We start from the raw sequence: 20,192 nt of genomic DNA, 5'->3' as shown, positions 1-20,192 counted from the left end.
TTTGTCACAATTATTCATTAAAAAGAGATAGAAAATAATTTTCAATCTTTGAAGTCTGCTCACGTATAGCGCTCATGGAATATAAAAATTTTTCCATCTGCTTTTGGTTAATATCAACGGTATCCATTGACTGTGAAATTGTATTCATGAAACTCGAAGCAGATTTTGTCATGTTGTTGATGATAACAATTGAGTTTAAAAAATCGTGTTTTAATTTATCTTTATCCGTAGAGTTCATGTTAAATTCCCGTGTGCAAATTGAAAAGGTGGTTCTTTACCAACAATTGTTTTAATCCATGGCACTTGGCGAAATCGATCTCGCGAATGGCCAGTGGCAAGATGAACGTCAATAAACCCCTTATCAAAAAGGAGTTTTGCGCAATCCTCGCCTCTAACATTGTTTCCTAGATCTGAATCAATATAAATAAGAGTATTCTTACAATAATTATTTATTTCATTTACGAACTCATCAAATGACGAATAGGTTGAAATACTTTGTCCAGCCTCTTCAGCCGCAAAGATCCAAGTCATTCGCATCATTTCATCATCATCAATAAAAACCACCGTATTTATAAGTTCTTTCTCTGGAGTCTCAATAATTTTAATATAAGGTACATAAGATTTTGGTATGATTTTAACGCCAATATTTTCACATCGATTTCGTATAGCAATATCTTCAAAGCAACTTGTAACTAAAATAGCTTTACCATTTAAATTAAGCTCTTCAATCACATCTAAACCATTTTTAACATCAGCGAGCAACTCATAATCCACTAAATATAATATTGGAGTTTCTGGATCAACTTTATACTGACCTAAGTCGATCGCGTTATAAAAATGAAACATTTTAACGTGTGAAATATTTGAAAACCGTTCATTCCATGCGTCATGGATGGATATATCGTCATCTAATACGACAATATTAGTACCATACCTAATATTCATTGAGTCACAGAACCAACTAGGGGGGTTAGACCGAATTAGAGTGATATGAATTTTTGTCCCAACTTTTTCTTCAGAGTGAATATACATTGAACCATTGATCTGCTCTAAATATTGTTTAGCATAAGATAAACCAAAACCAGCACCAGTTTTCTTATTAAAGCTAAATCCTTGCTCTGTAACCTTTGGCAAGATATCGGGAGGAATGCCGCAGCCATTATCTTCAATAATAATTTCGACATGCGTAGTATTGCATGTTAGAGAGATAATAATAGAGCCATTAGAATTAACTGCCTCAATACCATTATTAATGAGATTGGATAGAACGCGCTTAAAAGAATCAGGGTGTATCTTAGAAAAACAATTATATGAGTGGTCAGACCCAAGTAAGTTGATTTGGATTTTGGTTGCGTAATATTCATATCTTTTTTCTGCAACGATATTATCTAAAACTACAAATATTAATTCTGGAGAATTATTCATATATATTTCGCTACTTTTACAGTCAAGCAAATTATTTTTTGATTGTAAGAGTAGGTTATTAGCAATATCATTGATTCTTTTAGCTGCATTTCTGATCATAATGCGTTTATTTTCAGGAATCGATGTTACATCAGATACTGCGGTGTTTATTGCCGCTAATGGTGATCGGATATCGTGAGCAACAAGCTCAGCAATATTTTTTCTTACCTCGTAATAGGCTTTTTCTTTCTGTAAATTGATTATTTCTCGATGTTCATCAATAAATTTATTAGCAATTTGTCTATATTCATTAATTTCAACTTTTGCAAAATCAACAGCATTATTAGTTTGATGTGATGAAATAAAATCAAGCAAGTATTCGGTATTGTTTGCTATTTTTTTTCTCATAGAAAGGAATAGAAATAAGAAATTAAAAAGAAATATTCCAAGTACGATCAATAAAATTAACAAAAGACCATAGGACACTGGCAAAGTATAGATAGAATTATATTGCTTACTTGCAACCACCGAGCCCAATATCTTTTCATCATTTTTAATTAATGTTATACCAGAAATTTGCCCATTATCTTTTTTGCATAGAAGGTAATTGCTTTTGCTGTTTTCTTCGCAAGTACCTACATCTTCTATTTTATTTTTTAAAGGAACAAATGTTATTGAGTCTAGTTTGCGTTCATTACCTAAATTGTATAGTACTAAATCGAGAGCATCCTTATTATTAAGCAGCAGATACCTACCAATTTCATCAGTGGTAAATGAGTCATTAATAATTAAATTTCTGGAAAAAACACTCATCTGATTATGAAAATAATCTTTTGCAAGCATGAGTATAAATCCAAAAATAATAAATTGGATTAGAGCAGAATAGGCCATTTTCTTGATAAAAATTGCTTTGATTGAAGAGCTTTTATTTTTCATAAGCATATCCATTGCTATTAACTGATAAAATAACGTAATTGGTCGATCGATGAAATTGACCATTATGTAAATAAGCCCCGGTAATGCCAATATAATCAGTACTTAATATGCTGTTTGTATTGACGATACCGGTTCTATTCAATGCTTTCAAAATAATCTTCATCGAATCATAAGTGTATGCTGCCAATACAGTGGGTTTTTCATGGAATTTTTGAATATAAATATTTTCAAATTTAGTTAAAGCATCATAGGGCTGTATAAAATCCAAATTGCGGATAAAATGAGAGTGAATTACTTTATCATTTAGTCGCATAAAAAATGTTTGACTAACTGAAGAACCAAAGTTTTCTGTGCCAATAAAAACAGTGCTATGGTTATTCATAATATTGGCAATTTTTGCTGATGCTATTGCACCTGACAATAAAAAAACATATTGATATTTTCGTTCATTCAAAAAAAATCTCAATTTTCCCTCTATATCGCTGTCATTTTCTAGAAAATCGAATGTAGAATATTGTACGTGTTCATTTTTTAGAATGCTGGAATACACTTCCTTATACTTTAGCATCTCATCACGGTTAATTTCCGTTATAAGCAACACGTTGTTTATATTTTTATAGCGCTCATGTAAGTAGCTCATCATTTTGTCAGCTTGGTAATTATAGCTTGGCATAAAGATGAAAATATTCTTAGGTAGTTGATCAGAGTTGGTGGTGCTAGCGTAGGAAGTAAAAATAGGTATGGTGTCATTTTTCTGTTCTTTTACAGCTAATAACAAGTCTGATAGATATTCAAACCCAATAATTGCAGAGCAAGAGTCATTTACCATTTGATTATAAATATGCATTGGCTCTAATGGTCTGTTATTATAAAAATAGCTCTTAATCACAACTTTGTTAGAGGGATCATTTTCTTCTTTGGCAAGATATGCTGCATTTAAAAAAGACTGACCATATGATTTTAAATTTTCAACAATCCTACCGGTTAAACATATTTTAATTTTAGATTGTGCGTGAACAACAGTGGATATTAATATAGAAAACAATAAGATGATTGCCTTAGAGCTATTTAATAAATTCATTTAAAAGCTCACTAAAACGATCATTCTCTTCTAGATGTGGGTAGTGAGAAGATTTATTGAAAGTTATAATTTCATGATTGTTCGCCAATGCTATTTGGTGTCCGTTCATGACAAAATCGTGAAAACCATTTATCCATAATTTACGGATTTTAAGCTCATTAATATTAACAGAAAAATTCGCTTCTTTTGAATAAAGATCTTTTCTTACACTGATAAATGTGTTCATATCTAATGGTAAGTTGATGTTTTTTTGGACATTTTGGACCAAATCATAATATTCTAAATTGGCCCAATATAAATAAGGTCTCTCTATATTTTCTTGGAAAACTGGAGTTAATTGTTCTGATAGTTCCCAGATTTTATTAAGGTCAAGATTATTAATTTCATTTAATATTTTGTTATATAGCTCTAAATTACTTTTTTTCAGATAGGATAGGTCTAGCATTAAATTATTCAAACGAGGTGTTAGTATTGATTGAGCGGTAGAAACAAAAACACCAGGGATGGTAGACTCATAACTTTTGTAGTAATCAAAAAGAAGTTTTGCACCATAGCTATGTCCAATCAAAGCATTGATGTTAAGATTAAAATGGTCATCAAGGTATAGAATTATTTTTTGCAAATCATTTATATTATCTTGCTGTAATACTAGCTTTTTAATTTTATTAGATTTACCGCAATTTCGTTGATCATATAGAATAATATTGCACTGCAGAGAATTAAATAAATTATGATGATCAATAAGATACTCTATGGTTCCACAATTGAGACCTGGGCCACCATGAATGAAAAGAGCATAAGGTAGATTGGAGCTTTTAGTAAATCTGACTATATAAAATTCTTGATGTGGCAAAATATCTTTTTTGTAAGCTTTCATTAGTAATTATTTTCTCGAAATATTCTGCGGATCCATACAATTGGGGCAGCAAATTTAATGGCGGTATTTTTTATTTCTTTTTTCACTAATGTAGTTTTTTCATTTAAACAAACTAAGTCATAGCGAGCTGGTTCTTGTCCATGTCTTAAGATCCTGACAAATACTTCATCATTGTCCGCAATAATAATACAATCTTTGCCAATGGCACTCTCAATATTGTTGACTATTATACCGCCAACATAATTCCCAGGGTATAAGAAAGGGATCATGCCATCATCTTTTATAACGGTGTCAATAGAGTGTTGTAGTTCTCTGAATAGGAGTAATTCTTTAGCTATGTGGCTTTCGTCAGCCTCTTGGATATCTAGATCTTTTGTGATTATTGTGGCATTTTTACCAATGCCATGCATTAACCATGATTCTGTGCAATAAATATTTAACTCTTTAGCTCGTTTAACGATTTTTACAGCTCCCTGCTGGGATAAACCTCCTCCCCAGGCCAATTCCCATCCCTTTAATGATTGAGCAGTAAAATTAGAATCGCGACAAAAATCTTCTCGTGTAAAAGACAGGAGATGCTCGCGTATGAATCTTATTCTCTTGCCCCGAGACTCGGGGGATGAAACATTGTCTATTACAGGATTGCTCATATTTAAATAATTCAGTCAGGTGCATGTTTATTCTATGATATACCAAAATGGTTAATAAATCTTCGTAAGAATTTACCAAAAAAATAGTATAAAAAACATCAAAATACAATGCGTCATAGCATATAAGGTGTAACAAATCATTATAAATTTACCTTATTGGTAAAAAAATTATTGTAATTTTTACCATTGAGTGATAGTCTTATCTAAATAAATTAGATAAATAAAAGGATTTGTTGATGAAGTTTGATGTTGAGTTATACATTAATGCTAGGAAACAAATAGAAAAAAAGTTTCAATTATTGCCCTATGGTCCTAGATTAATTATTTATGAGCTATTAAATCTTGCAAATCCTTTTACAGGAATTGTATCTGACATTAGTTATCGTGATCTATCAAGATCCTTAGAGATTAAAACCGCTCCAGGTCGAATCAACAGTGGTGTTCCATCTAAGCAAACCATCAGAAATTTCATAAAGTCTATAGAACATGAGTGTGGTGAATACTTTCAAGTTATAACTGAAGGGCAAAATTTAAAATTTATATTCCCAGAGGTTCCTAAGATCTATGATCAATTGATTAGAAGGAAAGAATTTAACACAGATCTTAATTCACCTAAATCCCTTATAGATTCTGATAGAGAAGGAGATTTAGAGGCAAAATCTAACGTAGAAGTTAACAGAGAAGCTAACACACTAAAGAACTCTGCAAAGAATATTAATATATTTAATATAACTAACTCAAACAAACAAACTGACATTGCGAATAATGATTTTTGTCGCAGAAAAAAACAAATTGATGACAACTTTTACCCAAACGCAAAAACCATCGAAATAGCATTTTCCATGGGGCTAACTAAAGTCACCGATTTTCACGAAATTCAGGCTTTCATCAAACACAACAAGAAGCAAAACACTCAATGGGCGGATTTTAATCCAGTATTCATTAACTGGCTGGAAAGGGATGCCCAATATACTCAAAACAAACAACAAAAGGCACAAGGACAATTAAGGAGTCATTACAATGAGCGTGGTACCAATCAAAGCACTCTTCACCAAACACCACTCCAGAGAGTCAGCGAGCAGCATGGCATTTCAATCGAATCACTCTGGGGCAACTCCGGCGATGAACTCAACTCCGGTGCATTTATCGAAGGAACACTTGTCCAGGCTCTGGATGAGACTGACTGCAATCTACGGACAGCTTTTTATTAGTAAGCATGGGGAAAAGGATACGGGTGTTTGGTTCGCTGCACTTAAAGATTTAACTCCAAAAGCATTAGACAGTGGTGTGGAGCGATTAATGACCATGAGTAAAAGTGATAAGTTTTGTGAATTTCCACCCAACTGCCTTCAGTTTCGTGCTTTGTGCCTTGGTTTCTACAGTGATTTGCGCCTGCCTTCTGCTGCTCAGGCGCATAGAGAGGTTTTAAACAGCGCCTATTCAGCGAACCCAAACTGGAGTCACGCAATTGTTAAATTTACTGCTAAACGATTAGGGGTTAAATTTTTGGAAATTGATAATGAAGGTCATTCTTTTTCGGTATTTAAGGAGGCATATGAACAGGTATGTCATTTAATGAGACAAGGTCACCAGATCCCGGAAATTAAAGAGCAGGTGTTGCTCGCAAAGCCCCAATCAAAAGACATTGCAACAACACATCTTGCAAAAATACGCCAGTTATTGGGGGTTGCATGATGAAACAAATTCCATGTTTAAAACTGTTTACAAAGGAAGAGCTGTACTGTCTTTTAAACGCCTGCTCTGAGTCTTTGGCTCTGGCCTACCAGGAAATTCATGAATGCGATTTATGGCACATTGCGATGGAGGCACGATTGGCATGTGAAGCGCTTCGATTCGAGATTGATTCACAAAAAAAAGAGCATTCAATTCATTAACTAATAAAAGGAACACAGCATGCTAATACTTATACACAGAATCGAAAAAGCATCGAATTAAAGTTGTTGGTTTGGTTTATAACCAGGATATAAAAGGGATCACTAATGAATATAATAAAAACACTCATGCTATCCACAGTGCTAATAGTCATGAATGGGGCTGCTTTTGCTGAGACTGAATCAACGCTGGAAAACAATCGGAAGACTCATCTCTTCTCCTTAACTTATAATAAAATGACTGCTCAGAGAGGAGTCGACACTTTTAACAAGATTCTTAAAGGTGGCGGTCTTTATGCTCTTTTGCTTTCAATGAACACAGAGCTTCCTGATATAGCAAAAACAGCGGAGTTTGTAATGCTATTCAATGAGATTAATTCTACAAACCAAATTCTGTCACGCCTTCTAATGGAAATGCAAAAAAACAATCAATTATTACGCAAGAATACGCCCAATAAAGGAGTTGCTATGGATGGATAAGCAATCCTTTTAAAGCTACAAAAAAATATTATTCATTAAGTAGGAAAGAATAAAAAATGAGCATTAATTTAGTCTCAGGGGATTTCTTTACCCAAAAAAAGGAGATTTATTAAAAATGAAACAAATGAAGCTTAAAAAATCATCAGTATTCCTAAGCACCTTGCTTTTATCGGGAGCCGTGTTTTCGGCCTCTCTGGATAAAGAGGAGTTGGCTTCAGAGTGCCAATTTTTGGGAGCTAGTTTGAGCCAATTGGCAAAAGCCAACCTCAAAGAGTATTGCACAATCGATGTAGGTTATTCAGGAAGCATGGTGGAGCAGTCTGCCTCCTTAATTCGAGGCGAACGCATGGAACTTGCACGGGATAATCTCGATTTTGCGAATAGAACATTAGCACGCGTTGCATCTAATTATAACGATTGTCCTTATTTCTCATCAATGACACGACCTTTTACACAAAAAATCAATCATTTAATTCACGAATTAGATTCACTCAATCAGCGTTCATCAAACTAAAGGAGAGCATTATGAATGTAAGTGCAGTAATCAGAAAGAGCAGTATCAAGCTCTATGAATTTATGAGGTGGTCTCTGCCCTTGCTGGTATTAAGTTGGCTTATTGTTTTATGCCTTACCAATATAGGTCATGCAGAAGGTCAAAATTATTTGAGTGGGGTCAAAAGCGACGTCAGTGCAACCTTCGGTAAGAATTCGGATTTGCCTGGGTATTTGTATGCAGGAGAAACGCTGGTGGCGGGCGTTACCTGGATGAAAACCAAAAGTCCTTGGGTGTTTGTGGGATTGCCTTTACTCATGATCTTCACGCATTGGGGTTTAAGTTATGTCGCATAACTATTCCACATTTATGTTGTCAGAGGAACCACGCATAGCAGGGATTCCTTTGACCACTGGATTACCCGTGTATTTGCTCACGGGTATTGGATTACTAATTGGTTATGCACCGCAGCTTTTTGTGATTGGGGCCGTTTTAAGTTTAATCATGCATGTTCAGTTTGGTGGGCTGCCTTTACGGGTTTTATTAGGCATTATTTATTGGTCCTTACCGCATGCCATGACGACGCTTATTTTTAGGTCATTCCCTAATTCCGCGCATCGAATCTACGTGGGGTGAGTTTATGAATCGTGTATTTCGTGACAATGTGCTTTCAAAAAATAAAGTATTGCTTCATCTGACATTGGCTTGGGCAGTCACATCCACCATTGCGGTGTTCATTTTGGGTGGGCTTTGTGTTCATGTTGTTAATAACAAAGAAACTCATTGGTTGCCCATCTGTACTGAGGATGGTTACTTCTTGAGTAACTCCTCCTTTTCACCTTCTTATATTAAAGACATGACTAAAAAGGTCCTTCAATTACGATTAACCTACAATCCAGACACGGTAGCAGCTCGATTTGCTTCATTAGTCCATTTAATTCCTGCGTCTCATCAAGAGGCATTCAAAACCATTCTGGACTCAGAGTCTTTAGTGGTGAAAGAAAAAAATATTAGTTCCGTGTTTTATGAAAAGAACATTCACATTGATGAATCCACTCTGCAAGCCAAGGTAGATGGAACGTTAAATCGAACCAGTCATGGTCTTGAAGTGAAACCACAAAAGAAAGTGTATTTAGTCCAGTTTGCGCACTTTAACGGGATGATGTGGCCTAAGACTATTAAGGAGATCCGTCAATGAACGCACTTCAAATCCTCGTGTTAAGTAGCGTGTTTGCTACCTCACTGCATGCAGGCAATACGGCAGCCACGCTTAAATTTGAAGAAGGAGAGCGATTTACGCTGTCTTTGTCTTCGCTTAACTTTAATCGCATTGATGTAGAAGGTGAACGAATAGTTAAAGTCAGCTTCCCTGAGCACTCCTTTATTGTAGAGCAAAGCAAAGAATCTGAGAATGATTTAGATGGTGCTGTGGTTTTAAAGCCCTTAGCGCATATTCCGTTAACCGTCTATTTCACAACAAATCTGAATCATCATTTCTCAGCCACTGTATCTCCCACTGAGGATTTAGGTAAGACCATTAAATTGGTATCTAAAAAATTAAAAGGGTTTGATTATGCTAAGGTGCAAGAGCAGAGCCAATACCAACAAAGTGATTTAATGACAGCGCTTATGGAGGGAACCACACCTTCTGGTTTTCAAGAAGTGGGGATTAAACCCGCAACTTTCCGTCTAAATAAACAGTTAAAAGTAACCCTGGTGAAACAATACCGAGGCAAAGAGTCTTCGGGCTATGTATATCGCATCGAAAATCAATCCAGTAAACCCATGGAATTAACGCCAACATTATTCGAACACTCCAAACTGATAACGATGGAGTTGTCCGAAAAAATGTTGCAACCCAGTCAAACCGCCTATTTTTATGGCATTTACCGTGAACAATCCAACATCGGGTAATAAGGAAGCGTGTCATGATGAAACCGTTTAAAAAGTTAATGAATAAAAGTAAAAAAGCCAATCTTAATCAAAGTGCCAAAATGGAGCAGCTTCGTAATGGCTTGGTTTTTCTACTGCTTGGTGGACTGTGTTATGGATTCTATTTTTATTCGTCAAAGCCACAATCTAGGCTTCCTGCAAATAAAAAGCCTGTGTTTGATGGGGTATTAGACAGCGCCTTTAGTAAATTAAGTGATGAGGCCGTACTTGAAAAACAACAACGCCAAATTGATGCACTCAAAGCCTTGGTAGAAAAAAATAAAAAGAGCACACCTAATAAATCAGACGATCTGGTTTCCGAAAACCAAGCTTTATTAAGCGCCATGCAAAAACAATTAGAGCAGCTTGCGCTTGAAAATAAAGAAATCAACGGAAAACTACAGGTGGCGCTTCTTAAAAATTCACAAACCAGTTTAGCGGCGGTGGTCGCAAGACCGCCTACGCGTGAAGAAATAGAGGCCCGTCATAAACAACGGATTTTGGATGAAAAAGCTTATTATGGCAAAGCAGGCCTTGAAACGGTTCATTTTAATTACCGCCGTCAGCAAAAAGAAGAGCGTACACCAGATAATTACGTATGGGCAGGAACCCATGCTGAAGGATTTTTACTCAGCGGGGCAAAAGGGGATGCTGGGATTAATGGTGCTAAAAATATGGGAACGGCACTGATTCGCTTGGATTCTAATGGAATTATGCCCAACAACCGTCATTCACGCCTTAATGGCTGTCTGGCTATTGTCTCTACGTATGGTGATTTGTCTGATGATGCGGTAGTGATGCACCTTGAAACCCTCTCGTGTGCGAAACCTAATTTAAGTTTTGAGCAAAAGGTGTATGGGGCAGTGTATGACTTGGATGCGATGCAAGACTTACGCGGTACGTCCATTTTAAAAACCAAACCTCTTTTAGAATACAGTGCGGCTGCAGGGATTTTAGCAGGCTTTGGGGATGGGCTTAAAAACCTCAATACGGCTCAGACCATTAATCCAGGTGCGGGCACCATTACGACTTATGGTCAGGCCTCCACCCTCATGCAATCAGCAGCAGGAGGAGCGGTAAGTAATCCGGCCAATAAAATCTCCGATTACATTATGAAAATCGCCGATATTTATCACCCTCTGGTGGTGGCGCGTGCAGGAAGACGTGTGTCCATCATGTTTACTAAAGGTTTTTGGATTGATAGGGCGCACCAATCCTTTGAATCGGGTAAATCCATTGATAATCAATCGGCTCAAAATGAAGCTGCGATTACAACAACCATTAGCCGAGCAGGTGGTGAAGCAGGGGAGAGTAGGAGTGGAGAGCCTTCAACGCCGCAATCCCCGTTTCAATCCGATACGCAAACGGCACAGCAATTTTTAAATCAGAATGGGATGCCCAATCAACCCCTCTTTTCAACCGTTAATCCTACAGGAGACGTACATGGTTAAAGCATGGCTTGTTTTGCTCTGTTGTTGTTCGGCAGTGACGCTTACGGGGTGTTCACGATCCATTTTTGATCATCAAGATGTTCGCTGTCCTTTTGTCGAGCGTGGTGGGTGCCAAAGCATGGAGCAGGTGAATCGTATGGTGGATGCACGGCGATTTACACCGGATGGGCAATACGTGCAACAAGAGCAATGTGTAGGCTGCAGCACCTACTCAAAATAAATGAAACGGAACTTTTTTAGGATTACCTATGTTCGCAACACTAAAAAAATACGTCCAGGGTTTTAGGGATTCAATCGATGACTATTTGGTTGAAGGGGAGGAGGAGTCGTCTTCCCAAAATGCCTTAAATGTTGGCGATCACCAATACCCTCTTTTTTGTAAGGAACTTCCTTATCATTATTATGATGAGGAATCGCACTTATTTATTAATCGCTGGAACTCAGGCTTATTGTATCGCATCACACCGTTAACCGGCGCGAATGAAAAAATTGCAGAGCAGTTGGATTCGATTTTAAGAACGAAGGTTTCTGATGAATTTAGCTTACAGCTCATCTTAGTCAAACACAATCAAGTGGGACCTGAGCTGGATGCTTTTTCAAATCAGTTCATGACTCACGATTTTGAGCAGTTAAGTGTGATGGGTAAAAGCCTTCGTTCGTTTTATGGTGAGGCCGCAGTTCATGGATTTAAAACCAATACCAATGTCAATCCTAGGATTACACAAACCGAATGTTATGTCGTAGTTGATAAAATCAATGGAAAAAACGAGGAAGACGTTAAAGCCCACTTTGCTCAATTTCGTATTGCTTTTGAAGCCTCGCTCATATCAGCCAAAATTGGTTTTAGAACCTGTAATGCTGAAGAGTTATTACGCTTACTTCATTTTTATCTGGCTCATGAACCCGATAATATTTACCCAAAATCCTCTTCTTATGATCCGACACAATTAATTAAACATCAGGTGGTTGGCCGTGATTTTGATATAGAGGTAGCCAAAGAAGGCCTGCTTTTTAGTGGGGTTAATAATCAAGGAGTGGCTTTTGAAACCGTGGCTTCCGTGATGACCATTGATGGCTTGCCAGGTGAATACCATCTTTGGGACAATATTAATAACAGCGCCAATATTTTTCACCCAGAGCAAAGCATTCCCTGTAATCACATTATTTCTGTTACCTACCTGGTTGACGAGCAAAACAAAGCGCAGGGGCGTGCGAATCGCAAGACCAGTGATTTGGATAAAAAAGCGAAGGGCGATTATGCGCTGCATGTTGCAGGTACCGAAAAAAAAGCGCGTGAATGGCGTCATTTTCGTGATGATTTGGCTTCCGGAAAGACCCGCTCTTGTAAGATGCTGTATAACGTCGTGCTATTTTCCAGACGCTCCGAATATGCCCGCGATATAGAAGCGGCGCGTACATGCTTTGCCTACAATGGTATTAAGCTTGCTTTAAGCCGTAGGATGCAATCCCCCTATTTTTTGGCAACCCTCCCTTTTTTATTTACGAATCATCTCCAAAAGGGATTTCAGCTACCCACGATGATGTGGCCTATTTCCTCATGGAATGCGACTCAATACATGCCCATTCTTTCGGATTGGGCGGGGACTGGGCGGGGCATTTTATTGCCGACACTACGCAACCAATTTTCCTGTATCGATCCGTTCTCGGGTAAGTTGGGCACGAATTACAACATTTCTGTGACCGGCACGTCCGGTGGAGGTAAAAGTTTTTTCATTCAAATGCTAATGCTCAACGTGCTGTTTAACGGAGGGGATCTCTTTATTGTCGATGTAGGGGGAAGTTATAAGAAGTTATGCCATGCCTTAGGTGGTGTTTATCTGGAATACTCCAATTTGGCAATGAACCCCTTTACCCATGTCACCAACATTGGCAAAGAAATACAGCATATTCTTTCTTTATTTCAATTATTAGCGTGCTCTAAGGATGGGGCCAGTGATGATTCCCGAGGAACGTTACGAGAGGCAATACTGCAGGCGTTTTTTGAGCATCAACAAACCACTTTAATTGATCATGTGCAGTCTAAGCTTCTGGAATTGCATCAGAACGACCGAGAAAAATACCCTACAGGAAAAATTCTGGCGAAAAATCTTGATCCTTATTGTACTCATTCAGAGCATGGGACGGTCTTTAATGCGCCATCTAAATTAGCGCCTGATGCACGCATTATTGTCGTGGATTTAAAAGAAATTGAGGACGATGAACACATTCGTGCGCCTGTATTACTGTCTATTTTGTCTCAGTTTCAAGGCCGTATGTTTAATTCTGATCGCAGCCGTCAAAAAATGTGCATCATTGATGAAGCCTGGTCCTTATTCTCTGGTGATCAAATTGCAGTTAATTTCATTAACCGAGGTTTTCGTACAGGACGGCGGCATAATGCTTCTTTTGTGACGATTACGCAAGGTATCGATGATTATTACGCCTTTCCTGAAGCACGTGCTGCTTGGGAAAATTCTGCAATCAAACTCATTTTTCTTCAAGATGCAGATTCGCTGGCCAAACACCAACAAGAACATAACACGTTTTCTGATTTTGAATTTAAATTACTTTCTTCATTTCCTAAAGCGAAGGAGGCTGGATTTTCACAAGTTCTGATTCGTGCAGACGGTATTTCTTCGTTTAATCGACTTTTTGTTGATCCGTTTACACGGGTCCTATTGTCTTCCGATGGTCGCGATTATCAGGCAGTAATGGATTATATCGCACAAGGGCGCTCGTATATTCATGCAGCCATGTTGGTAGCCAACAAACATTATGGTTTATCCAAAAGTGTGTTGGTAGAGGGAGGTCTTGCCGATGCTGCGTAATTATAAAGCCCAACTCTTAATTCTAGCGGGTTTGGTTTTGTCTGGCATGGTGTTATGGAGCATGCACAAGACCACACCGATTGCTGTAGTGGATATGCAGCGCTTACTGAATCAGCCGGCAGTTTTATTGAGCCAAAGTAACTTATCAGAACAAGAACAAAAGAGGGTGTTAAAGCAGTATTCGTCGTTGTTGCCTCAGACCTTGTCTCAGTATGGGGCTTCTCATCATGTGACCTTAATCACCGCAACAGTGATCTCCAGTGGACCCTTCGATGTGACGGATGAGGTGATTGCAGCAACCTTGGAACAGTTGGGTGCATTATGAAGAAAGTAGCGGGTTTGATTGCAGCACTCTTAATGAACGGAGCTCCGGCATATGCCAAAAACTTAGGCAATTACGGCCAGCTTTTTCCTGTTATTGAGCAGGACATCCGCCAGGTCATCATGGCGAAGCTGCATCGCTTAGAGCAAACAGGCGCCCTGAAACAGCATCAGCAACACATGGTGGCGCGAGTAGAGGAGCACGTGAGAAGACCAAAACCTCTTCATTTACCTACGACGAACACTCCTAAAACGCATGAATTAGATCCAAGTATCGTCGTGAATCATACGCTTTATACCCATGATGGGGCGATGATTGCGAAGAAAGGGGCACACCTTAATCCTTTTGAACGCGTGTCCTTTTCTAAAACGCTGTTTTTCTTCGATGCTGATGATCCGAAGCAACTTGCCTGGGCCAAAGCGCATTATAAGCATTTTGATCAGGTGAAATTTATTTTAACCGGAGGGGATGTTAAGGAAGCCTCTGAAGCTTTGGGTTCGATTTATTTTGATTTGGAAGGGCGCTTGAGTCGTTATTTTCACTTAAAGCATGTGCCTTCAATAGTCAGCCAGAAGGGATTGGTTTGGCGTATTCAAGAAATTGGGCAACACGAGCTACACAAATAGGAGTAGGTACTATGAATAAAAAAACAGTGATTAAAATAACCAAAGGCATTGGTTCGCTTAGCGTGTATGGGATTTATCATCTGTTTATTGGATTAATTCTCACCTTCATTTTTTCTCAACATCCTCATGAGTTACTTCATGAATTAAACGTAAACTCATGGCCTGCTTACTTAGCTGTAGCGGGTGTTGTGATTGGAATTTATTTATCCCTGTCTTCCTGCCTTTCATTTTGTGAGGGAACAGCAAACCATCAATACCGAATCTTTGATTGGAATAAGGTTACTTTTTATATAGAAATTTTAGTCCATATGACCTGGATTTTGCTCCCAGCACTCTTAATCCAGCATGCCGAATCGCTAAGAGCATTGAATCATTCATTAATTATTTTGGGTGTTGTTTTTTTCTTAAGCTTTGCAATGAGAAGACGCAATCGTCTGCAAATTATTGGTGGATTACTATGATGCGTCGATTCATTTCCCTAATAGCACTGCTTTTTTTACTGAGCCCGCTTAGCGGCATCTATGCCTCGCAGTGTAAAGGGCACTTCGTCAATCCAATTACCGATGTCTGCTGGAATTGTTTGTTTCCACTCACCATTGGCAGTAGTGAGGTGGTTAAAAGCAGTTATCCTGATACAAAAAATCCAGGTAATCCTTTGTGTTTATGCCCTACACCCATTGGAGAACGCTTAGGCGTCACTATTGGTTATTGGGAACCAGCGGCCTTGGTTGATGTAACTCCTAAACCATGGTGCATGGTCAATTTAGGAGTGCAACTGAATGTCACTAAAAAAGGGTTCGGGGGCTCACAAATGCCGGAGACGGATGGACGCGGTGCGTTTTATTACGTTCATTGGTACAAATACCCTCTGGTCTATTGGTTGCAAGTGTTAACGTCCTTAGGGTGTATGGAAACTGAAGATTTTGACATCTTATATCCGTCGGAGTTAGACCCCACTTGGAATGATTCAGAACTGGCCTTTGTTCTAAATCCTGAAGCCGTTTTATTTACCTCCCCGCCTGCAAGAGCTTCTTGTGCCTTTGATGCGACCAAAGCACTTGCAGGCACTGCCGTGAACAGTCTTTTTTGGTGTCAAGGTGCCCAAGGCTCTACGTATCCATTAACGGGGTTTGTTGCGCATCAAGCAAGTCCTATAAGTACCGCAGCCTTACTTGCAGAACGCGTTGACTTTAAATTGCATCGACCACCGACACCTGCGATTCGCGATTCAATAGGCCAAGATTGGCCTGCTGTATGTCATACCTATGCATCGAGCATTATGCCCAAAGACCGTTATCGTTATCAGTTGGTGAATACTTTGCCTGAAGCGCGTCAATGCCATCCGTTTGGGCAATCGGTGATTGGGTGGGAAGCAGGGCACACCTATCCAGGTGATGGAGACAATTTTGGGTTTTTGATTTGGAAGAAAAGAAACTGTTGTTTTCTTTAAATGATGGGGATGAATCATGAATGCATTTGGAATTTTTTTAAGTAGCCTGTTTTTAGTCACGGCAAGCCATGCCAATGTGAATGATTTTATTAATGCGGCATCGACAATGGGGAAGGCTGCGCAGGATTCAGTAAGCCAGGTCACGTTGGCTCATTGGAATGCGACATCCAATCAATCAAGTGCCCAAAATAAGACCTTGATTGATCAGATTATTGAACGTTCACGTCAAGAAGTGCCCGTTGCTCAAAAAGGCCAAACGGTTGATGGAGCCGTATTATTTGTTTCTTTTTCCATGCCAGAGCCCTTGTTGTTTTCACTGAGCAATGAGGCGGCTTCTTATAAAATTCCAGTTGTGATTAATGGTCTGATTGAGGGGGATTTTAAAAAAACCATAACAGCGTTTTCCAAGCTTCATGCTAAGGCCAAGGAGTCCAAATGGGCGTTTAATGGGGTATCGATTGATCCTCTATGGTTTGAACAGTTTCATATCACTGCGGTGCCTGCACTTGTTGTGAGCAAAAGGCCGAGCTCCTGTGGACAGCAATTACTTTGTCCCGAACAGACTTATGATGTGGTGTATGGCAATGCATCTATAAAAAACAGTTTACAACTCATTGCACAGAAAGGTGACAGTGCAAACGAGGTGGCGCAGGCGCTTTTGGAGAACGCTCATGTCTAAGTGGGTTGTGTTTATGACATTACTCTCTATGGGATGTTTTGCGAATCAAACAGGAACGGATTTTAAAACCTTTAATAATTACGCCAAATCGTTAAACGCCCAACCTAAAGATGCCATGCACGGGTTTGATCCCCATGCTCTTTTTGAACAGTACACAGAGCACCCTGAACAAGAAGGGTATTATCAAGGGGTTCAAAAGGAACAAACGGATTTATCCAGTCAAGCTCAAGCGGCGATTAAAAATGATCCTGGTGCCCAAACAGTCATTGATCATTTTGGAACAAACCAATTTGAACTCAATCTTGCCAATTCCGTATTGGCTCAATCCCAATTGATTCAGGATGAAAGTTATGCGATTACGCACGGTCTTTCCAATGATCGCGTTCAATGCTCAAATCAAAAGCCTGTCTGCACGATGAAGACGCATGAAGAACAATGCTTTAGCTCTCGTTTATTACCCGATCAAACGTGCACCAAGCACCTTAAGGTGCTGGTGGATTCTGAAAAAGTGGTGCAACGCGCTGATTTTTCGTTTTCGGTCGCTAAAAAATGGACCGGAGTGATTAGTGTGAATTTGGTGACTGGAGCAATCACTAATGCCGTGGCGGGCTCGGTTCCTTATCCCATTCGGATGAAGCATCCTTGTGATGGAATGAGTGCCACTATTCATTCGATACGAAATAATGGTGCGAATGCTTATTGGGTTCAGGTGATTGGCACCCCAACGTGCGCTAATAATGGGTTGTTGACCTTTTATATTAATAAAGGATGGGGCCGAATCTATCCCATTCAAGTTGCTTTGACGGTCACAGCACACTCCAAACCCTATATTAGCCAAGAGTATTGGGACAGTAATTGCACGAGCTTTGAAAATAAGGGCTCGCTGTGTCGAGTAAAAAAAGAACAATGCACGGATACTCAATCACCTAAAGTAATTGATGGCCTTCCTGTATCACGCGCTTGTTGGGCAAACGAACTGACGTACTCCTGTTCCAGTAGCGCCGCTGATGAATGCATCGTACAGAAAAACAAAGGGTGTTTTCAAACAGGCTCTGAGTGTGCTCGTTTTGATAAGCAGGCTTGTGCCCTGTATAAGCAAACGTACAGCTGTCAGGAAAATGTGTGTGAAGCACCTATCGAATGCATTAAAGACTTATTTTGTGCCGATGGTGACTGTACAGAGCATTCCCAAACCCAAAACAGTGATTTTGGGCAAAGCGTTTCTTCTTTAGCGGTTGTGGGGGAAGCGGGGCATGAATTAAGTCAACAGTCCAATGCATCTCTTTTTGGCGGACAGGCAGTGCAATGCAAAATATGGCCCTTAGATATTATTGATTGCTGTCATGATAAAGGATGGGGAAAAGACATTGACTTAGTTCATTGTCGTGAGGAAGACAAAGCGCTAGGAAAAGCTAAGTTAAATTATGTTGCGCATTATCTAGGTGAGTTTTGTAGTGAAAAAGTGGCTGGGGTTTGTTTAGAACACAAACGCTCTTACTGCGTCTTTCCAAGCAAAATGGCGCGAATTATCCAGGAGGCTCGCCTTATACAAATTAATGGTCATGGTTTGGGTGATGCAGAGCATCCAACCTGTTCAGGAATGAGTGTTGCGGAACTGCAGAAGATGGATTTGGGTCGGGTTGATTTTGTTGAGCCCATCTATCCTTTTGGTCATGGGACACCCAATAAAGCGGCAGGGATTGCAGGCGATCTAAAGATCAAATCTCAAGATCCTAAAAAATCCATTGATGAAGTAGCTCTGCGAATGCAAAAAAAGGCAGGTGAATTATGAGCCGCCTGTTGATGCTGATAGTATGGGGACTGTTCGTGGCATCGCTTCATGCAGACATTGTGCAGGAGCATGCAAAAGGATTTCATTGGTATAGCGTTGAAGAGGCGCCCAAACCGATTAAAAAAATAGTGCAGCCACGACCTGCAACCGTTGCGAAATCCCCTTATGAGCGCTTAATGGATAAACGTCAGGCCACACTGAATAAGTTGGCCGAGGCGTTGCTCTCTCCTTCATTTGATTCAACACATGAATACATGAAGGCGCAGATGGATTATTCAAAAAATAACCAGCAATTTGTACGCTATTGGCAACAAGTCTTATTAGTCCATCCTGAATTGGATAGCACGCTTAATTTTCCAACCGATAACTCAGCGATTGCAGTACGCAATGATGCACAAAAAGTATTAATCAACAAAGTCATTCATGAAAGCAGTGCGCGTTTCGGCTTTATCTTATTTTATCGTGGCACGAGCTCCATTTCACAAAAAATGGTCATGCATTTGCTTCCCTTTATTAAAGAATATGGTTTTTCCATGATTTCAGTCAGTACGGATGGCCAACTCATTGATGGACTTCCTAATCCTAAATCAATTCCTCTGGAAATGGTTCAAAAACAAGTAGCACTTGAGGCGAAGTACATGCCCGCTCTTTATTTTGTGGATTTAAAGAGTAACAAGATGTCGCCAGTGTCTTATGGGTTTTTATCTTTAGAAGAGTTGAGAGAGCGCATTTTTGATGTGATGACGCAGTTTAAACGGTTTAGTTATGAAGGAGTGAATGAATGAAAAAAAGGTTCTTTTTAATCGTGCTATTCCTTCTCAGCACAGAGGCGTTTGCGAATGTAGCACTGAATGAATTAACCCAGCTCTTAAATAAAAAACAAGAGCAACAGGAAATGGCGCGTACCAAGAACAAAAGAATCAATGCGCTTTCGGAACAACATTACTTTATTTTTATATACCGCTCCACATGCCCTCATTGTCATCAATTTGCGCCCATACTTCGTGATTTTGCATCCAGTTTTCATATCCCTGTAGAGGCTTACAGTTTGGATGGAGAGTCTTTGGATGGATTTGATTCAGCCAATTTAACACCCGAACTGTTTCAAACCCTATATGTGTCTGGTGAATACAAGCCCGTAGTGCCAGCCCTGTATCTCGTGAATCGTCCTACCAATCAAGCGTATGCCGTGTTGTTTGGTGAGGCAGAGCCTGCACAACTTGCAAACCGCGTGGATGAACTGATGACGCATTTGGAGGAAAAATTTCATGATGAGTAGATTCACAACTTCGCGAGATG

General features: G+C 39.2%; 25 protein-coding genes. 20 read left to right on the top strand and 5 right to left on the bottom strand.

Translation table 11 applies throughout. The features are described 5' to 3' along the window. Window positions 1-10: 10 nt before the first annotated feature. Genes ACF8MK_RS17445 through ACF8MK_RS17425 form a run of 5 tightly spaced genes read right to left on the bottom strand, consistent with a single transcriptional unit; the run spans window position 11 to window position 4,801 of the window. Window positions 11-238 (bottom strand): hypothetical protein, encoded by a 228-nt coding sequence (locus ACF8MK_RS17445; RefSeq protein ID WP_010655315.1) that lies wholly within the window; start codon window positions 236-238, stop codon window positions 11-13. Next, complete coding sequence (locus ACF8MK_RS17440; RefSeq protein WP_058478531.1) at window positions 235-2,340, bottom strand: sensor histidine kinase KdpD; 2,106 nt, start codon at window positions 2,338-2,340, stop codon at window positions 235-237. The genes ACF8MK_RS17445 and ACF8MK_RS17440 overlap by 4 nt, the downstream gene beginning before the upstream one ends. Then, a complete protein-coding gene (locus ACF8MK_RS17435; protein WP_058478532.1) occupies window positions 2,330-3,421 on the bottom strand; it encodes an ABC transporter substrate-binding protein in 1,092 nt (363 codons plus the stop codon). Before ACF8MK_RS17435 ends, ACF8MK_RS17440 begins: the two co-directional genes overlap by 11 nt. Next, complete coding sequence (locus ACF8MK_RS17430) at window positions 3,405-4,298, bottom strand: alpha/beta fold hydrolase (RefSeq protein WP_058478533.1); 894 nt, start codon at window positions 4,296-4,298, stop codon at window positions 3,405-3,407. Before ACF8MK_RS17430 ends, ACF8MK_RS17435 begins: the two co-directional genes overlap by 17 nt. Beyond that, window positions 4,298-4,801, bottom strand: coding sequence for a hypothetical protein (locus ACF8MK_RS17425; protein ID WP_230305524.1), 504 nt, complete (start codon window positions 4,799-4,801; stop codon window positions 4,298-4,300). The genes ACF8MK_RS17430 and ACF8MK_RS17425 overlap by 1 nt, the downstream gene beginning before the upstream one ends. Before the next feature lie 383 nt (window positions 4,802-5,184). On the opposite strand from ACF8MK_RS17425, the gene ACF8MK_RS17420 reads away from it, so the two are divergent. The 20 genes from ACF8MK_RS17420 to trbB all read left to right on the top strand — a co-directional run bounded on the left by ACF8MK_RS17420 (window position 5,185) and on the right by trbB (window position 20,172). Further along, a complete protein-coding gene (locus tag ACF8MK_RS17420; protein WP_058478534.1) occupies window positions 5,185-6,159 on the top strand; it encodes a hypothetical protein in 975 nt (324 codons plus the stop codon). Continuing rightward, window positions 6,122-6,643 carry a hypothetical protein gene (locus ACF8MK_RS17415; protein ID WP_058478535.1) on the top strand — a complete coding sequence of 174 codons (522 nt, stop codon included), beginning with the start codon at window positions 6,122-6,124 and terminating at the stop codon, window positions 6,641-6,643. Before ACF8MK_RS17420 ends, ACF8MK_RS17415 begins: the two co-directional genes overlap by 38 nt. Continuing rightward, window positions 6,640-6,843, top strand: coding sequence for a hypothetical protein (locus ACF8MK_RS17410; RefSeq protein WP_231296978.1), 204 nt, complete (start codon window positions 6,640-6,642; stop codon window positions 6,841-6,843). Before ACF8MK_RS17415 ends, ACF8MK_RS17410 begins: the two co-directional genes overlap by 4 nt. Before the next feature lie 105 nt (window positions 6,844-6,948). Next, entirely contained in the window at window positions 6,949-7,320 is a 372-nt protein-coding gene (locus ACF8MK_RS17405; RefSeq protein ID WP_058478536.1) for a hypothetical protein, read from the top strand. A gap of 115 nt (window positions 7,321-7,435) precedes the next feature. Continuing rightward, a complete protein-coding gene (locus ACF8MK_RS17400) occupies window positions 7,436-7,834 on the top strand; it encodes a hypothetical protein (RefSeq protein WP_058478537.1) in 399 nt (132 codons plus the stop codon). An 11-nt stretch (window positions 7,835-7,845) separates the two neighbouring features. Beyond that, window positions 7,846-8,169, top strand: a complete 324-nt coding sequence (locus ACF8MK_RS17395) for a type IV conjugative transfer system pilin TraA (RefSeq protein ID WP_010655325.1) — start codon at window positions 7,846-7,848, stop codon at window positions 8,167-8,169. Beyond that, window positions 8,159-8,449, top strand: coding sequence for a type IV conjugative transfer system protein TraL (gene traL / locus ACF8MK_RS17390; protein WP_058460907.1), 291 nt, complete (start codon window positions 8,159-8,161; stop codon window positions 8,447-8,449). The genes ACF8MK_RS17395 and traL overlap by 11 nt, the downstream gene beginning before the upstream one ends. Window positions 8,450-8,453: 4 nt before the next feature. After that, window positions 8,454-9,011 (top strand): TraE/TraK family type IV conjugative transfer system protein, encoded by a 558-nt coding sequence (locus ACF8MK_RS17385; protein WP_058478538.1) that lies wholly within the window; start codon window positions 8,454-8,456, stop codon window positions 9,009-9,011. Further along, window positions 9,008-9,727: a type-F conjugative transfer system secretin TraK gene (gene traK / locus ACF8MK_RS17380; RefSeq protein WP_058478539.1), complete on the top strand. Its 720-nt coding sequence runs from the start codon at window positions 9,008-9,010 to the stop codon at window positions 9,725-9,727. Before ACF8MK_RS17385 ends, traK begins: the two co-directional genes overlap by 4 nt. A gap of 14 nt (window positions 9,728-9,741) precedes the next feature. Then, window positions 9,742-11,196 (top strand): TrbI/VirB10 family protein, encoded by a 1,455-nt coding sequence (locus ACF8MK_RS17375; RefSeq protein WP_058478540.1) that lies wholly within the window; start codon window positions 9,742-9,744, stop codon window positions 11,194-11,196. After that, complete coding sequence (locus tag ACF8MK_RS17370; RefSeq protein ID WP_058478541.1) at window positions 11,189-11,416, top strand: hypothetical protein; 228 nt, start codon at window positions 11,189-11,191, stop codon at window positions 11,414-11,416. Before ACF8MK_RS17375 ends, ACF8MK_RS17370 begins: the two co-directional genes overlap by 8 nt. A 28-nt stretch (window positions 11,417-11,444) precedes the next feature. Next, on the top strand, window positions 11,445-14,024 hold the full coding sequence (traC, locus tag ACF8MK_RS17365; RefSeq protein ID WP_058478542.1) for a type IV secretion system protein TraC: 2,580 nt from the start codon (window positions 11,445-11,447) through the stop codon (window positions 14,022-14,024). After that, window positions 14,014-14,349: a type-F conjugative transfer system protein TrbI gene (gene trbI / locus ACF8MK_RS17360; RefSeq protein WP_058478543.1), complete on the top strand. Its 336-nt coding sequence runs from the start codon at window positions 14,014-14,016 to the stop codon at window positions 14,347-14,349. The genes traC and trbI overlap by 11 nt, the downstream gene beginning before the upstream one ends. Beyond that, window positions 14,346-14,972 carry a type-F conjugative transfer system protein TraW gene (traW, locus tag ACF8MK_RS17355; protein WP_058478544.1) on the top strand — a complete coding sequence of 209 codons (627 nt, stop codon included), beginning with the start codon at window positions 14,346-14,348 and terminating at the stop codon, window positions 14,970-14,972. Before trbI ends, traW begins: the two co-directional genes overlap by 4 nt. Window positions 14,973-14,983: 11 nt before the next feature. Next, window positions 14,984-15,433: a hypothetical protein gene (locus ACF8MK_RS17350; RefSeq protein WP_058478545.1), complete on the top strand. Its 450-nt coding sequence runs from the start codon at window positions 14,984-14,986 to the stop codon at window positions 15,431-15,433. Continuing rightward, a complete protein-coding gene (gene traU / locus ACF8MK_RS17345) occupies window positions 15,433-16,422 on the top strand; it encodes a conjugal transfer pilus assembly protein TraU (protein WP_058478646.1) in 990 nt (329 codons plus the stop codon). The genes ACF8MK_RS17350 and traU overlap by 1 nt, the downstream gene beginning before the upstream one ends. A 16-nt stretch (window positions 16,423-16,438) precedes the next feature. After that, a complete protein-coding gene (gene trbC, locus ACF8MK_RS17340) occupies window positions 16,439-17,101 on the top strand; it encodes a type-F conjugative transfer system pilin assembly protein TrbC (protein ID WP_058478546.1) in 663 nt (220 codons plus the stop codon). Further along, window positions 17,094-18,893, top strand: coding sequence for a type-F conjugative transfer system mating-pair stabilization protein TraN (gene traN, locus ACF8MK_RS17335; protein ID WP_058478547.1), 1,800 nt, complete (start codon window positions 17,094-17,096; stop codon window positions 18,891-18,893). Before trbC ends, traN begins: the two co-directional genes overlap by 8 nt. A 35-nt stretch (window positions 18,894-18,928) precedes the next feature. Next, complete coding sequence (gene traF / locus ACF8MK_RS17330; RefSeq protein WP_238585457.1) at window positions 18,929-19,678, top strand: type-F conjugative transfer system pilin assembly protein TraF; 750 nt, start codon at window positions 18,929-18,931, stop codon at window positions 19,676-19,678. Then, window positions 19,675-20,172 (top strand): type-F conjugative transfer system pilin assembly thiol-disulfide isomerase TrbB, encoded by a 498-nt coding sequence (gene trbB, locus ACF8MK_RS17325; protein ID WP_058478549.1) that lies wholly within the window; start codon window positions 19,675-19,677, stop codon window positions 20,170-20,172. The genes traF and trbB overlap by 4 nt, the downstream gene beginning before the upstream one ends. The last annotated feature ends 20 nt before the right edge of the window (window positions 20,173-20,192 follow it).

It is taken from the genome of Legionella sp. 227 (assembly GCF_043161935.1).
GTDB classification, from domain to species: domain Bacteria; phylum Pseudomonadota; class Gammaproteobacteria; order Legionellales; family Legionellaceae; genus Legionella; species Legionella sheltonii.
The sequence above is the reverse complement of the archived record's forward strand: the minus strand, read 5'-3'. Positions and strand labels throughout refer to the sequence as shown.